This window comes from Chryseobacterium sp. FR048, assembly GCF_056844665.1.
Genome location: NZ_JBXDSE010000001.1, coordinates 598848 through 614815, shown reverse-complemented (window position 1 = coordinate 614815; position 15968 = coordinate 598848). Strand labels below are relative to the sequence as shown.

At 38.1% G+C, this 15968-nt stretch carries 17 protein-coding genes; 2 read left to right on the top strand and 15 right to left on the bottom strand.

The genetic code is table 11. From position 1 onward, the window contains the following. Positions 1–85 precede the first annotated feature (85 nt). On the top strand, positions 86–1504 hold the full coding sequence (locus tag AC106K_RS02665; RefSeq protein ID WP_482443299.1) for an L-serine ammonia-lyase: 1419 nt from the start codon (positions 86–88) through the stop codon (positions 1502–1504). 204 nt (positions 1505–1708) lie between these two features. On the opposite strand, the gene AC106K_RS02660 is transcribed toward AC106K_RS02665, so the two are convergent. The 6 genes from AC106K_RS02660 to AC106K_RS02635 all read right to left on the bottom strand — a co-directional run bounded on the left by AC106K_RS02660 (position 1709) and on the right by AC106K_RS02635 (position 7132). Beyond that, positions 1709–3352: a serine hydrolase domain-containing protein gene (locus AC106K_RS02660; protein ID WP_482443298.1), complete on the bottom strand. Its 1644-nt coding sequence runs from the start codon at positions 3350–3352 to the stop codon at positions 1709–1711. 5 nt (positions 3353–3357) lie between these two features. After that, entirely contained in the window at positions 3358–3939 is a 582-nt protein-coding gene (locus AC106K_RS02655) for a YIP1 family protein (protein ID WP_482443297.1), read from the bottom strand. 17 nt (positions 3940–3956) lie between these two features. Beyond that, the gene (locus tag AC106K_RS02650) at positions 3957–4223 is read right to left on the bottom strand and encodes a DUF2089 family protein (RefSeq protein ID WP_482443296.1); all 267 of its coding nucleotides are present in this window, start codon (positions 4221–4223) and stop codon (positions 3957–3959) included. 367 nt (positions 4224–4590) lie between these two features. Further along, a complete protein-coding gene (locus AC106K_RS02645) occupies positions 4591–5433 on the bottom strand; it encodes a prephenate dehydrogenase (RefSeq protein ID WP_482443295.1) in 843 nt (280 codons plus the stop codon). A 167-nt stretch (positions 5434–5600) separates the two neighbouring features. After that, positions 5601–6482: a DUF5991 domain-containing protein gene (locus AC106K_RS02640; RefSeq protein ID WP_482443294.1), complete on the bottom strand. Its 882-nt coding sequence runs from the start codon at positions 6480–6482 to the stop codon at positions 5601–5603. Continuing rightward, entirely contained in the window at positions 6479–7132 is a 654-nt protein-coding gene (locus AC106K_RS02635; protein WP_482443293.1) for a hypothetical protein, read from the bottom strand. The genes AC106K_RS02640 and AC106K_RS02635 overlap by 4 nt, the downstream gene beginning before the upstream one ends. 297 nt (positions 7133–7429) lie before the next feature. On the opposite strand from AC106K_RS02635, the gene AC106K_RS02630 reads away from it, so the two are divergent. Then, positions 7430–8083, top strand: a complete 654-nt coding sequence (locus tag AC106K_RS02630) for a hypothetical protein (RefSeq protein WP_482443292.1) — start codon at positions 7430–7432, stop codon at positions 8081–8083. Positions 8084–8367: 284 nt separating this feature from the next. Here AC106K_RS02630 and AC106K_RS02625 read toward each other — a convergent pair whose 3' ends face one another. The 9 genes from AC106K_RS02625 to tsaE all read right to left on the bottom strand — a co-directional run bounded on the left by AC106K_RS02625 (position 8368) and on the right by tsaE (position 15900). Further along, on the bottom strand, positions 8368–8889 hold the full coding sequence (locus AC106K_RS02625; protein WP_482443291.1) for a hypothetical protein: 522 nt from the start codon (positions 8887–8889) through the stop codon (positions 8368–8370). 35 nt (positions 8890–8924) lie between these two features. Then, entirely contained in the window at positions 8925–9422 is a 498-nt protein-coding gene (locus AC106K_RS02620; protein WP_482443290.1) for a hypothetical protein, read from the bottom strand. Between the two features lie 95 nt (positions 9423–9517). Next, a complete protein-coding gene (locus AC106K_RS02615; protein WP_482443289.1) occupies positions 9518–11794 on the bottom strand; it encodes a cation:proton antiporter in 2277 nt (758 codons plus the stop codon). Positions 11795–11891: 97 nt separating this feature from the next. Further along, the gene (locus AC106K_RS02610) at positions 11892–12281 is read right to left on the bottom strand and encodes a hypothetical protein (protein WP_482443288.1); all 390 of its coding nucleotides are present in this window, start codon (positions 12279–12281) and stop codon (positions 11892–11894) included. A gap of 108 nt (positions 12282–12389) precedes the next feature. Beyond that, positions 12390–13100, bottom strand: a complete 711-nt coding sequence (locus tag AC106K_RS02605) for a LytR/AlgR family response regulator transcription factor (protein ID WP_482443287.1) — start codon at positions 13098–13100, stop codon at positions 12390–12392. Continuing rightward, the gene (locus AC106K_RS02600) at positions 13075–13848 is read right to left on the bottom strand and encodes a histidine kinase (protein WP_185287361.1); all 774 of its coding nucleotides are present in this window, start codon (positions 13846–13848) and stop codon (positions 13075–13077) included. The genes AC106K_RS02605 and AC106K_RS02600 overlap by 26 nt, the downstream gene beginning before the upstream one ends. A 19-nt stretch (positions 13849–13867) precedes the next feature. Beyond that, entirely contained in the window at positions 13868–14239 is a 372-nt protein-coding gene (locus AC106K_RS02595; protein ID WP_482443286.1) for a hypothetical protein, read from the bottom strand. After that, positions 14240–15430: an alanine dehydrogenase gene (locus tag AC106K_RS02590; protein WP_482443285.1), complete on the bottom strand. Its 1191-nt coding sequence runs from the start codon at positions 15428–15430 to the stop codon at positions 14240–14242. A gap of 68 nt (positions 15431–15498) precedes the next feature. After that, positions 15499–15900 (bottom strand): tRNA (adenosine(37)-N6)-threonylcarbamoyltransferase complex ATPase subunit type 1 TsaE, encoded by a 402-nt coding sequence (gene tsaE, locus AC106K_RS02585; RefSeq protein ID WP_482443284.1) that lies wholly within the window; start codon positions 15898–15900, stop codon positions 15499–15501. Positions 15901–15968: the final 68 nt, after the last annotated feature.

Genomic DNA, 15968 nt, shown 5'->3' with positions numbered 1-15968 from the left:
AGATCTCAATTTTCATTAAAGATTTGAAGATTGATTTTAGGATTTATCATGTATCTTTGTTTTTGAGGAAAATGAAGATATATTTATGGAATCAATATCGGTTTTTGAGATTATTAAAGTAGGAATAGGTCCGTCCAGTTCGCATACGATGGGACCCTGGAATGCAGCATCTGCATTTATCAGAATTATAAAAAGAGAAAGATCAATTGAAGAAGTGAAAGAGGTTTTTCTTGAATTTTTTGGTTCACTCGCAAAAACGGGGATTGGTCATGGGACAGATATTGCCGGAATGCTGGGGCTGAATGGTGAAGATTTCAAGACAATCGATACTTCAAAAATTGATGAAAAAATAGAGACCATAAAAAGAGATCAGATTCTCAACCTTGGCGGGGAGAAAGAAATTCCTTTTATCTATGGGCATCATTTGGTTTTAAATATGCAGAAATCCCTTGATTTTCACCCTAACGGAATGATTTTCAAGGCAGTGTTTGAAGACGGAACCGAGCTTGTTCAGGACTTTTATTCTGTAGGAGGCGGATTTATTGCAAGCCAGGAAAAAAATTCCATTCAAAAACAATGTGTACGTACATTATACCCTTGTCATAAGTCTTCTGATATTGTAAAATATTGCCAGCAATTAGGATTCAGCAGGGTTTCAGATCTGATCCTGATCAATGAAGAAAGCTGGAGAACTCAGGAAGAAACAAGAGCAGAAGCCCTTTATATCTGGCAACAGATCAAAGAATGCATCTATAAAGGTGTAAATAAGGAAGGAATTCTTCCGGGAGGTCTTAACGTAACAAGAAGAGCCGCAGGTCTTAACAGAAAACTTTTAGGAGATAAAATCTATAAAAATCTTGATGAATGGTTCCAGCTTGTTGTAGATGCTGAAGAGAACTTCACGAATATCAACAAATGGATTGCCTGCTTTGCACTGGCTGTGAACGAAGAGAATGCAAGCTTCGGAAGGATCATTACGGCACCTACCAATGGGGCGAGTGGAGTAATTCCGGCAGTTTTGATGTATGCACAGGCCTTTACCCCTTTTACCAGTGAAGATGATATTGCAAGATTCCTGCTTGTAGCGGGTGAGATCGGAACATTATTTAAGAAAAATGCAACGATTTCTGCAGCAATGGGTGGATGTCAGGCGGAGATCGGAGTGTCTTCCGCAATGGCGGCAGCCGGTCTTACAGAGATTCTTGGAGGAAGTGTAGGACAGGTGCTGATGGCAGCAGAAATTGCAATGGAACATCACCTTGGGCTGACTTGCGACCCTATTAAAGGTCTGGTACAGATCCCATGTATCGAAAGAAATACAATGGGAGCAATGAAAGCCATTACAGCAGCAAATATCGCTCTTGAAAGTGACCCTGCCAAAGCAAAAGTAACTCTGGATGAAGTGATCCAGACTATGTGGGAAACGGCACAGGCTATGAGTGACCGCTTCAAAGAAACTTCTGAGGGCGGACTGGCGATTGCAGTGAATGTTCCGGAATGTTAATATAAAACATCCTTTTACAATATAAAATCCTTAGACTTCTGTCTAAGGATTTTTTTTAGAATGGAGGAGAAAGGACCACCCCGGCAAAAATTCAAAGAATTTTTGCCGCCTCTCAAGAGGAGTGGAATATTGGCATCTTCAACTCAAATGAAGGGAATCGGACCTCTACAGGCAATTAAAAAAGCACTATAGTTACCGGATGTTCTATTTTTTATTAAAAAGAAACGTTTTGTCACCCTGTGTGAGTTTAAACTGATTGTTTTCCGGCATAAATACGAGTTTCAGACCTGCTTTGTCAAACGTGAACTGATCTTTTCCTACAGAAGTGAGCGTGAATTCAGCCTGATTGGTACCTTGTCCATATAATGTACCCTCTTTGACAAATACTTTTAACCCCATATCAATATCTTTTGAGGTATAGTCTCCCACATATTTTTCCAGTTCAGGAGCCGGAGCTTTAGTCTGACCAAACACAGGATATTTATAGTCTCTGTCATAGATCAGATTCAAAAGTGCTACGTAGAAACTGTTGTGATTGAATTTCTCACCATTGATGGTAATCGCATAAGATAATTGGTCTGTGGGTTCGAAGCCTACTGTAGAATGACTTCCTGCCGTATCTCCTCCATGTCCGTATAAAGTGATGTTGTAAAACGGCATTTTCATCATTCCGAGTCCGAAAAATTTCTCATTTTTATTGGAAATCATCATATCCAGGGTTTCTTTCTTTATGAATTTACCGTTAAACAATGCATTAATAAAGATATTCAGGTCTTCTGGAGTAGAGGTAATATCTCCCAGCCCGATACAGTTTTGAAAGTTAAAATCTTTTACTTCGCTCCAGGTGTTATTTTTAAGTTCGTAAGATTTAAAAACATTCTTTGAATGGTCGAGTACTGAAAAAGTATGAGGCATTGAGACTTTTGCCAGGATATTTTCTTTTAAAATCTGATGATAAGGTTTTTCATGAATTTTTTCCAGAATTCTGCTTAATAGAAAATAGGCTGAATTTGAATATCTCGTTTTTTCTCCAGGCTTGGAACCTGCTCCTTGTTTTTTGATGGCTGCAATGATCGCTGCGTCACCCACGGGTTTATCAAAAAGCCAGTTACCCCCGGTTTTACCAACATAATCTCCCAATCCGCTGGTATGGTTCAGCATATGTCGGATGGTGATTTTTTTAGCGTTGGGAATATCAGGATAAAATTTTGAAAGCGGATCTGTAAGGCTTAGTTTTCCTTGCTCTACAAGTTGTAAAAGCATCACCGCAGTAATAAGTTTACTGATAGAACCTATCTGATACCCTGTATTTTTATCATAGCTTACATTGGATAAAAGCTGCTGACCAAAATCTTTGTGATACACTTCTGATCCGTTTTGGAATATGGCAACGCTTCCTATGACCTGGTTATTCTGAACCATATAGTTTAAAAAATCATCGATTTTCTGAGTATTGATGGCTTTACCGTTAAGAAAAGGAACATCCGAAGTCTCGGAACTTTCAGATTGGGCATTCCGGTAAAAGTTGAGGGTCATTGTTCTCCCGTTTTGAAGAAAGTCTCCTTCAAAATGATCTGTTTTGTAGGTTCCTTTGTAGCCTGCTCTGAGGTTCTCAATATCAAAACTGAGTTCATTATTGTTGAAACTGATCTTATCTACAGGAATTTCTTTGGAGCTTTGATTGGGGCTTACCAAGGTAGCAGTATAGCCTTTTGATTTTTTGGATATTTTAAGGATAACGGGCAATTTCATAGACTGGGTGTCCAGTTCGCCATTCCAGTTTCCTTCAATTTGGGCATGACAAAAGTGTGCCAGGAAGACCAGCACTGCAATTAATTGAGTTTTCATGGTATTTAAATAAATTTAGACATTAGGATTTGGCAAATAATAACGGAGACTAAAGAGACCACTGCAAAGAGCGCAATATGCTGCCATTTTTTGATATTGGTTGCTGTTTTAAAACCGTTATAAAAGAGAACGATGCTGTAGGTTAGTAGAGTAATACTGAATAAAGCTGTCCCCATCATAATGGATGTATCTAGCAGAGGAATAGAATCAGAAGGATGCTGAGCATAAGTGATCATTCTTTCTTTTGCATCATCTATAAAGGGTATTTTTTCTGTACATTGCAATATCACCAGAACGAGTTGAGATATTAGAACCGTATTGACAATATCTATAAACCTGGTTTTATTATTCAGTATTTTACCCAATATAAAAAGGATGATGATGGCGAAAATAAAGCTGGCCAGGGTAGATAAAGCTACGATTTTAAGAGAAACGGGATCTAAATTGCCAATTTTATAAATACTGTTGAATGACGTTCCTGTCCAGTATCCTACAGCAATAGAAAGAAGTATGGTAAGAATTCCGATCAGGAGCAGAAGTTTATCATCAAATCTTTCAAACGGATTGAAAATGGTTTTCCAGTTCATACAAATGAGTTTACAGGTTATTTTTTTAGTTGTTCCACTTTGGTGATCAAGTCATCCATTTTATTTCTCATGGTAGGGTAAGAAAGCCCGGCCTGCTTAGCCATTTCTTTAATACTTCCGCTGGAGAGGAAAAAGTTGAGAACAAAGTCCTGCTCTTCACGGTTGAGTTTCAGGAGGACCGGAAGTTCGTAGTCACCGTTTACTTCTGTTTTACAGCTTGGACATTTCATCTGGCTTACGTTCAGTGTATGATCACAACTTGGGCAGATTATGGGTAGCTTCATGAATTATTTTTTTACGAAAGTAATACTTTTTTTAATAAAGTTAAAATAATTTTTAATTTTATTAAAAATTGATTCAATGATAAGAAATGTAAAACAGGAAAATAGGAAGGGAAAATACCTTGTCAAATAACAACCCTTCCAAAGGAGAGGAATATGACGTCTTAAGTTGCGGTACCTGAAAAATGTGCTGTAATGAACGTATAATAATGGTTTACTCCTGAATAATAAAGCGGATATTTAGGGGGTAAAGTTCTGATATTTTGTGACGAAGCTATTTTATCCGATACATCTGAAAATAAAAACCGGAAGAAAAAGGCTGATGTAATTTCATTCTCTTTCTTCCGGTATCAACTTGTTGGTTGTTATTTTATCTTAAAATTCCTCTGATTCTGTTGGCATTGGTAATCAGTTCTTCCAGGTATTCATAATTTTCTTTTTCCAGTGCAGATTTGAATTTTCTGAGCTGGGAAATATGTTCGTTCAAAACATCCAGAACATTTTCTTTGTTTTGTTTAAAGATAGGAACCCACATTTCAGGGTGAGATTTGGCAAGACGTACTGTACTGGAGAATCCGGAACTGGCAAGCTGGAAAATGGTTTCCTCCTCACGTTCCTTTTCCAATACCGTATTGGCTAGGGCATAAGAAGTAATATGCGAAATATGGGAAATATATGCGGTATGAATATCATGGTCTTCTGCATTCATGTAAATCATATGCATGTCCAGAGCTTCCACAATTTTTTCTACGGTCTGTAGAGCATCTTCGGCAGATTCTTCTTTGTTACAGATTACTCCAGCTTTTCCGGAAAAACTGTCAGCGATGGCAGATTGCGGACCGCTGTTTTCTGTACCCCACATGGGGTGGAAGGCTACAAATCTTGATCGTTTCGGGTGATCTTTTACAGCTTTTACAATTCCTGCCTTGGTAGAGCCAGCATCCATAACGGTCTGGTGATCTGAGATAAGATCCAGTACTCCCGGCAAAACTTTTCGGGCTGCATCCACTGGGATGGCAATAATGATCAGATCAGAGTTTTTTATCCCCTGTTCAAGATCCGTTCCTTCATCTATGATGTTCAGTTCGAGTGCTTTGTTGATATGCTGCTGATCGTTATCAATACCGTAAATAAAGTTGGTAATTCCTTTTTCTTTTAATTTCAAAGCCATCGAACCTCCGATCAATCCCGTTCCTATAATACCTATTTTCATCTTTTAAATTGTTTGTAAAATAAAAAAACCTCGTCAAGGACGAGGTTTTAAGTTATGTTCATAAGAATCCCTATCCCAGTTCTGAGTTAAAAATTCCGTAATAATATGTTCCGTTGTTAAAATTCACGAAGCGAAGTTATAAATTTTTTTTTAAAGTTGATGCATTTTTATGATTTCTTCCTGATTTGAATCGGAATATTATACTGCCAGTCTTTGTTGGCAACGATCTCACTTTTCAGATAATATTTACCATTTTTCCTAAATACAACCGCTAATGTATCTACAGGAGCATGATTTGACATCTGATCACCTTCAATCTGTTGAATATACTTTACAATGATCTGGTCCTGATCACCGGTGATGCTGCAAACATCTGTAAAATAGGTTTTGTAACCTAATCCGGAGAACATACAGCTGTCTTTAGTGATGGTCAGATTGTAGTCTCTTTCCATTTCAGAAAACTCATCCAGTTTCCCATAATCTATAGACAAAGAATATTCTCCTTTCCATTGTTGCTGAAGCGTTGCAGCCGCTTCTTTTTTTGAAGCTGTTTTTCTGTTTTCTTCTTTGGTGAGAATACATTCAGATGGGCCATAAAACAAGCCCTCAGGAAATTGTTTGACTTTCCATGTCAATGTACCATCATTATTGGCCGTTATTTCCACTTTTCCTTTGTCTTTGGGAGAACCGAAGAAGCTGAAAAACTCAGCAGTTACCTTTCCGTCTTTAAGGGTTCCTGTAATATTATTTACCGGATCATTTTCACAGTCGATTTTTCCGCCACTGCGGGTAATGGCACAATATTGAGCTTTTATAAGATTCCCACTCTGTACCATCTTTATTGTCAGCATTTCTTCAGGCACTTCGGCTCCCGGGGCTTTTTTTATATATTTCCAGGTACCGGACAAATTTGTATCTATTGCTTTTACCACAAGACGGCCTTTTCCGGAAGATTCGGTGTTGCGGGTTTCTTTGGAAGCTTGTTTTGAATCATTTTTACAGCCTGCCAGCATCAATAAGCTGAGGATAACGAAACTGATTTTTTTCATTTGGAAGTGCGTTTGCGTCGTTTTATATGTCCCGGATATGCGCAACCTATAACTCTTTCAGGTTCACGGCGTCCAAATCTTTGTAAGATAAATGTTCCCGATAAATAAGAAAGCCTTTCCGGGACTTTGATAAAGTCTAGCAGCATCGCATTATAACTTCCTTCATCCCATTCTGTAAGCTCTATTTTGCTTTTTTCACCGGGAAATTCCTTAGGATGGTAAAGCTCTGCGGTTATTTTTTCTTTGATCAGTATGCCTTTGAGCAATCCATCTTCCTGCTTATCTCCCTGTCTGATCAAATGATAGGTACCGTAAATGCTATCATTCTCTTTACCTTTCTGAAAAATTAAACCGAATTGCCATAAAGAGTCTGATCTGTCAGAACTCGAATACGTCCAGAATCCCTTGATGGTATCTTTGATCTTTTGGTGATAAACCTTACTCAGATAGGTCTGTACAGCTATACTGTCACGGTTGTTAATCTCTTGCGTAAGTGTTTGAGTCTTCCTGCATGAAAACAGGCACGCTATACAGACAAAGAAGAGGATAAAGTAGGCGGGATATTGTTTTTTGATCATCATATTGTTTTTTAAAAAATGGCTATCTGTTTTGGACATCAGTTTTACAGTATTTAAAGCTTTTTCCTCCATTCACCAGATTTTTACTATTGGTAAGAAACAGTGAAAAATAAATTGGGAATATTCTTTTCATAATGGTAACGCTGTCCTTTTCAAAGTAAATATAAGTTTTATCGTTACTTCAGATGAAGTAGTACCTGGAAAGTTGATAAAAAATGGCTGAAATCAGGTATAATTTCCGGGTTATCAATGAGTGATTTTAATGTTACGTCTGTATAAAATTTAGCATTCTGTATCGTTTAGTACCCTATCATCTTGTTTATTTTTAATAATTTTAATTTTCATTAAATAACGTAAAAACACACCGTCATGAAAAGCAGATATGCGTTTGGAATTTTTATTTTACTGGTCTTTATCAATTTTGGATATGCCGGAAGTTTCAATGATGAATTTTCAGGTCATTCCGGTAAGATTAAAAAAGATACGGTAAAGATCAAAGCAGCGTCTCATGAAGACGATATTGCGGCCAATGAGTATTTAAAGGACCGGTTGAAACCTATTCAGGCTAATTTTAAAAGGATCAATTCTATTACAAAATGGACATCCATTCGCAAAAAAAGTATTGAAGGAGAATCGGCAGAAGGAGGTGAGGCTACCTTTTTCTTTAAAAATAATCGACTGGAAAAGATTCTTGCGAGACATTATGGGGAAATGGGGCAGAGATTGATAGAATATTACCTGCTAAACGGTCAGCTGTCTTTTGTTTTTCAAAAAGATTACCAATACAATCGTCCGATCTTTTATGACGTTAAAGTCATGAAAGAAAATAATGATACGGAAACTTTTGATTTCAAGAAATCAGAGATCATGGAAACCAGAAATTATTTTGAGAAAGGCAATCTGATTCATGTTGTGAACAGTCAGGATTGTGGGGCTCCTTTTAGTGGAGAATATATGGCTGAGGAAGAGAAGAGTATGCGGGAGGATCTGAAAAGGTTGTTGAAGCTGTTGAAAGAGAAGTAGAAAGAGGGGGAGGGGGAACCAGGGGAGGGGAAGGAACCACCCCGTCAAAAATTCTTTGAATTTTTGCCACCCCTCCGAAGGAGGGGAATGTGACGTCTTCAGTTGTAATGTTTCAGTATAAACGACAGTATATGTAAGTTTTGGCTAAAGCCAATCGGAAAATGTTTTTTTGTAAAACGGACTAAAGTCCGTTCCTATTGAATGAAATGATAACGTGCCGATGCTGGTCTTTCTTGGAGTGGATTTTTTATGAATTATTTCAATATAAGGTTCAGGGATGTAAATTATTTCGTCTCCCGGATAAGATTCAGCCGCTCTTCAACTTCTTTTATCTTTCCGATCCAATAGTTGATCCCTTCCTGATTGGTCACGGTTTGTTTGAATGCATTATTGCTGACGGCCCACAGGTGTCGGCCGTTTTTCTGATATTCTATTTCACGTTCTCTTTTGTTCTCAGGTTCTCTGCGGTATCTCCAGAAAACCAGTTCATGCATATATTCTGAGCGGATCTTCTCCAGATAAGTGATGATCGCTTTGCGGTCCTGAGGAATGTATCCCGGTCCTGAGCAGCCACAAGAATGAAAAGTAATTCCTACGGTATACAGATTCCGGATATGAGCCCATTGTTTATGATCGTTTTTTGCGGGGGATTCAAAATCCAGTCCCATACTGGCCATCAGATTTCCGCATTCCGGGCATTTGGCATCTACAGAAATAGCAGCATCTCTGTCCACGTCTTTTAAAACCCGGCGTTTGAATGTTTTCTGGCAGTTGAAACAGGCATAATGACGTTTGTAAACCATCATGGCATATCGGCACATATTACGATCTTATTCTTTGGTTATAAGTTATTTATTTGTTTTTTTTCTTCTCCGTTAAAGCTGATTCCCATCAGGCTGCTGGCGCTTCGGGGATCGTAGACTGACCATACACTTCCCCAGGGGAACAGGAAAGAACAGCTTGGATAAGGTGTTTTCTTTTTTTGGGTGGGAGACATTCCGAGGATCAGCTTCAGAAATGTATTGTTCCGTTCATAGATCTGCATTTCTTTTTTTTCTGTCCAATCGTTCCAGTCTTTGGCATCACTGTTTTCCCAGGTATTCATATGGATGCTGTCCAGCTGATCTCCTAAAAAGCAGAGGTTCAGGTAAACCTGGTATCCTTTTACTTCTATGGTGTTGAAATAATACCAAAAATATCCCGTTTTTACATCCCACACCGAATGATATTTTCCTTTATAGAAATCAGTCTGTTGCAGCTGTTCAAACAACATTCCCTTATATAGCTTTGTATTAAAGGTTTCCAGCTCTATCGTTCCCTCTTCACTGTGAATCAGCATGTCCCAAAAAATTGAAGCTATAAATATACCTGTTTTTTCTTTACAGACAACAGATAATATTTACAGCTTCTTAGAAATAGAAATATCGGTGTGTGTTATGGATTTGAAATAATCAATGTTGATGGAATATCAGAAAGCCACAGACTTTTGGTATCAATCAGGTTTTTCCAGCTTTTGCTGCTGATGAGCATCAGATCCTGAGCATTCAGGAACTCTTTTTCAATCTTCTTTTCATTATACAATGTAATATGATTGGGAGCTACCTGCTCGATGCTTCTGATCAGTTCTTTCACTTCAATATTATTTCTGATCTGTCCTGCAGCATCCAGGATGATGATCTGTGAATTGTTATTATTGATAAGCCTTTTGGCGTATTCAAGCAGATAAAAATCACTCAGGTTGAAGATCGGAACAAATACCTTGTTGGCAGTCTGAAAGTCTTTTTCTACCAGAACACCTACCGGGATATTGGTTTTGTCTAAAATCTGAAGGGTAAAATCGTCAAAAGGCGAATTGTTGAAGATATTTCCCTTTCCTTTCACGGTGTTCAGGAGTTTTTCCGGGTTGATGATCTTCGTTGTAAATCCTAATAGTCTTCCCAATAAACTTCCTTCGTACATAGATTTTCCGAGCATGATCAGAAGAAGATCATAATGTCCTTTGTTGGTAATGCTGGTAAGATCATTTTCTATATCGGTAGAGGCTTTGAAAAAGGTAGTGACCTCCAGATTGAGCTCTTGGGACGTTTCGATGACATTCTGAAACTGAGAGTCTTCATATTCATCAATATCATAAGCATGCATTTCATCTACCGGAGCAATATTCATGGCGGTAATGCTTTTATTTCCGTTCATTTTATTGGTAAAATCGTGGGCAAGCTTCAGCAGGGTACTTCCGGATTCAGGTTTGTCAAAAGATAGAAGTACTCTGTATTTCGAATCGTTCTCATGTACAGGTTCTTCTTCTTTTTTAGATTTAAAAACAAAATTAATAAAGTCTAATGCAGGGCCTGTCATGAATGTGGTAAACAAAGCCATGATCACAAGCATTGCAAAGATCTCAGGTCCCAATACACCAAGGTCATATCCGATATTCAATACAATAAGTTCCATTAAACCTCTCGTATTCATAAGGGCTCCGATTGTTAAACTTTCTTTCCAGTTGATGCCGACAAATTTGGCGGTGAGTGCACTTCCAGCAAACTTTCCTAGAACAGCAGTCAGGATAATGAATCCCGCTGTCATCCACAGGTGACTGTCATTCAAGAGGCCGATCTGTGTACGGAGTCCCGTAAAAACAAAGAATAACGGAAGAAGTAATACCAATGCCACATCTTCTACTTTGTCAATAAATAAGGTACGGAATTTTGTGTTCTCAGGCATGATAGCCCCAGCCATAAAAGCTCCGAACAATGCATGGATTCCGATAACCTCCGTTATATAGGAAGAGAGAATAAGTGTCAGGAAGAAAATGGCTACCATCGGTTTGTTAATGGTATTTTTACCTGCCTGAAGGTCCCCGATTCTTTTCAGGAAAGGCCTTACAATCTTAATCATTAAAAATACATAGGCAATGGCCATAATGATTACATAGATGGAGCTGGTAAAAGAACCTGCTTTTACAATGGCAATAACCGCTGCCAGAATACACCACGCTGTAATATCGTCTGCCGCAGCACAGGTAATAACGATGGTTCCCAATTTGGTTTTCTGGAGATTCCGTTCCTGTACAATTCTTGCCAATACCGGAAATGCCGTAATACTCATAGAGATTGCTATAAATAAAGCAAAAGAAGTAAACTGAATTCCTGTAGGCGCAAATTCCTGATAAATAAAATAAGAAAGACCAATTCCCAATGCAAAAGGAATAATGATACTGGCATGGCTGATCACCACAGCGTCATGAGCTTTTTTTCTCAGTACACTCAGATCCAGTTCCATTCCCACAATATACATGAAGAGAATAAGACCTATCTGGCTGAGAAATTGTAAATTACCTAACGATTCTTTTGGAAACAGAAAGGCTGAAAACTCAGGAAAGTACATTCCTACAAGAGAGGGCCCCAGAACAATTCCGGCAATCATTTCCCCTATTACGCTGGGCTGCTTGATCTTCATACAGATCCATCCAAAAAGTCTTGCCGTCAGAATGATGGTGACGATCTGGGCCAGTAATAAAGCCAACGGATGATGAAGATTGGTTTTAAAAGACTCCTGAAAGTTTTCCCAGGTAGAACCACTGCTGGTTTTGGTGACAATATTTTCTTTGATTTCCAGCGTTTGTCCTTCTATGATAAAGAAGTACATCAGGCAGGAAAAAACGGCTATAGTAGTGATGTAGAAAATTAAATTTCTGTATTTCCCCAAATTCATGATTCCAATATTTTAATGCAAAGTTGATAAGAATATAGTTATGTTAAATACTCTTTTTTTTAAAATGTAACGAATGTTCTAAAAAATGTAATAAAACCTATTTGAATGAATAACCAATGCCGGCTCCTACCTTCCAATTTCCGTTCTGATCCGGGGTTTTGGCGTTATAATAGACCGGAATCTGGAATACCATTTTTTTGTAAACCATCGTAAATCCAACTCCCAAAGTAGGCATCACGGGGCTGTTCTTTGTTCCCGGTGAGCGGTCTTCTTTGATTCTGAGAGATGGCAGCATTCCTGCGATCCATTTTATGTTTTTGTGGGTGAGGCTGATGTTAGGCCCTGTAAAGTTGATGAATGCCCCATGATCTACATATCCGGCAACTGCGATTCCCTCAAAAAATGAGGCTTTGACCTTTGAAGCGGTTTCCTGAGAAAAGCACAGCCCGGATAGGAGAATTCCTACTGCATAAAGACAGTTTTTCATTATTAATCATTTAATCGGAAGTAAAAGTACGTTGGGACAATGCTACAAATAACAGGGATGTAATGAAGAGAAAGCTTTATGTAATGAAACCGTAAATGTTTGAAGGGTTTATTTTCCGAACCATTCCATCAGTGAGTTCTTATAGGTTTCTCCAATCTGGAGTCTTAAAAAGTTTTCACCTTCGGTAAGGATGGTAGTGATAATTTCGTTTGTGGTAAATACTTTGATGGAAGATAGTGCAATGATTTCTTTTTTATTGATCTGTGCAAAATCTTTGGAAGGAAGCATTTCCAGGAGATTTTTGAAGTTAAGGTTTTTCAAAACAATGACTGTTCCGTCATTCAGGGTAATATCCTTGTCCCGGCTGTCAATTTCTGAAGTTTTGATGTAGACAATCTGTTCGGTAGGAATAATGGTCTTTCCGATGTTGGTATTCCATTCGATAAAGGTTTTTTTCTGAACGGTAGCGATCTGCTCTTTAGCCTTTTCAAAAGCCTGGATCAGGCGTTCTTTTTTAATGGGTTTTCTTACATAGTCTACCACATTCAGATCGAAGGCTTCTGCTGCATATTCTTTGTAAGCGGTTGTGAAGATGATCTTTTTGGAACCGGAGATCAGTTCGGCTACCTGAAGACCTGTCATTCCGGGCATTTCAATATCCAGAATGCAGAGATTGCAGTCGAGGGTATCAATTTCTTTCAGAAAAATTTTAGGATCGTTGAATGCCTTGATGACTTCTACATCATCAATCTGTTCACATAGAAGTTTCAGGTAGCTTATTGCCAGCAATTCATCATCCAGAATAACGCATTTTATCATAGAATTCTCCTAAATTGATTTTTAATTCTGCAGTAAAGATTCCGTTTTTTGAACTTCTTTCCAACTGATAATAGGTACTGTAGATCATTTTAAGCCTTTGATCAAAAGACTGGCTTCCAAAGCCGCTTTTTTCTTTTTCAAGAATATTTTTCAGAGAAGCTTTGTTGCTGACCTTCATGGTAAAAATGCCGTTTTCAAGCTCCATCGAAATGGAAATAAACGAATCCTGAGCCAGAAAGTCGGTATGTTTGAAGGCATTTTCAATGAGATCAACAGAGATCAGCGGAGCAAAAACCTTTTCTTCATATACAGAATCGGATTTATTGATTCTGGATTTGATCCTGAAATCAAATAAAGGATTTATTTTGATCTTGTTGATTTCAATAAGGCTTAAGGCAAAAGTTAGTTCCTCTTTCGGGCTTACAAACTTATTATTGCTTTCGTATAAAATATAATCCAGCACATTCGCCAGCTTGTCCAAAGACATATAAGTCTGGTAAGCATGGGACTGAACCGAGTTCAGAATATTTTTGAAAAGGTGGGGGTTCAGCTTTGTACCGATATGTTCCAGCCTCACTTCATTCAATCGCTGTTCGATGATCTTATTGGCTTCAGACAGTTTAGCATTTTTAATTTTCAGTTTCTGATGCTGGCTGAATAGATAAATACTGGTTGTCAGAAAAAGGAAAATGGCAAAAACTCCGATGAATATCAGATAATCATGAATCATGTAGTAATTGCCTCCCATATCGGTCTGTTAAAAGAAATTATTTAAGCTTCTTCAGGTTGATTACCGTTACCGTTTCTTCACATTTGTCAAACGTAATCTCGTAAGACGGATTTTTTTCAGGATAGGTCAGAAGATAATCCGGGCACGGTTTCTTTTGTGCGTGGCTTTTGTCAAAATCTACTTTTCCGTTGGTAATGATGCTGTCTTTGATGAATTTTTCATCGATCTTATAATCAGCCATCGCTGTTTTTACCTCTTCAGAATATTTGAATTCTTTGGAAAGGGTTTCTGCAATTACACGGCTGTTTGGAAGGTATCCGCTGCAGCTTGCTCCTTTTTTGTTTAAAATAAAAAATACAATCAGTAGCCCCGGAACGAAGCCTATTGCATAAAATTTCAGTTTTTTCATTTAGAAAATTAAAAGATTGATATCGTGGTACGTAAGTCCGAAACGGTCACAGATGATCTTTTTGGTATGTCTTCCCTTGTACATATATAAGCTCTGCTTCATTTCGTTTTTGCGGATCAGCATATTTTCAAAACCGCCTTCTTCATCATAATTCAAAATATAGGAAAGGAAGAAATTTGAAATGGCCTTTGTTGTTGTTCTAGGCATTCTGGAAGTAAGGTTTGGAAGCCCGCAGTGGATAACACCATGTTTGATGATGTAAGGATCTTCCATTGTGGTAAGTTCTGAGGTTTCAATCACCTTACCGTTGTCTATGGTAATATCGATGATGACACTGCCTTTTTTCATTTTCATGACCATATCTTCGGTCACGATAGGCGTCATATTTAATCTTGGAAGAGCGCCTATCACAACGTCAGCACGTCTTAAGCTTTTGCTGAGTTCTTTAGGATCTATAATGGAAGTTGGGACGCGGCTGTCTACCATCGTATGAAGCCTTCTCAGTTTAGAAAGTGAATTGTCGAAAACTTTGACACTGGCTCCCAAACCAATGGCAGCTTTTGTCGCAAATTCCCCTACAATTCCTGCTCCAAGAATCACCACTTCTGCAGGTCTTACCCCTGTGATGCCTCCAAGCATTAAACCGTTTGATAAGGCTAATAATTCAGAAGCATATAAAATGGAAACGGTTCCTGCAATTTCACCGATGAGTCTTACCAAAGCCAATTGCTTGTATTCATCAACGATAAATTCGAAAGCGATGGCATTTATTTTTTTCTCTGCAAGCTTTAAGAAATATTCCTTGTCTCTGAGGTTGATCTGAAGTGCCGAAACCAGATAGGTATTCGCTTTCATATAATCAATTTCCTCTTCGGTGGGAGGGTTAATCTTTAAGATGAGGTCCTGTGCGAAGGCTTCCTTAGGATCATTGGTGATCTTCGCCCCCGATTCTGAATATTGTAAATCTGTAAAAAACGAACCTTGTCCGGCTCCTGATTCAACAATGATCTCATGACCGTGCTCTACCAACACCTGTACGGCGTCAGGAGTAATGCAGGTTCTCCTTTCGTTGAGACAGGTTTCTTTAGGAATCCCAATACTGAACTGTTTTCCTTTTTTTATAACCTCCAATTTTTCCTCTTTCGGCATCAATTCTTCTTCTGTGAAAGGAGTAAAAATATTTGTACTCATCCTTAAATTAAATTATGTCTTACAGATTGTTTTTTTACACTCAATTAATGAGCAAAGATACATAATATTTAATCGAATGAAACTTCTCTGTTTTCACCCGTGTTCACAATGCTCATTGTGTGGTAGTTGAGCCCATACAGCTCTTCTTCATAGACTTCCGGCCACTCGATGATGCATAGAAAAGAATTATCAAGGTATTCTTCGATCCCAATATCGTATACTTCTTCGATGTTTTTCAGGCGGTAAAGATCAAAATGATATACTTTTCCTTTGGGGGTGTTGTATTCATTCACAATAGAATAGGTAGGGGAGTTCACCTCGTCTTCGCTGCCCAGATTTTTAAGCAGAAACTGAGTGAAAGTGGTTTTCCCGGCTCCCAGATTTCCCTTCAAAAGAAGTATGCTGTGTTTTAGATTAGGAATGATTTCATCTACAATATGCTGCCATTCCTGTAATGATTGTATTTTCATTTGTCAAATTTAAGTCTAAATTATGTTTTTTATAATAAATTGAATTGATGATAATTGTTGTATTTTGA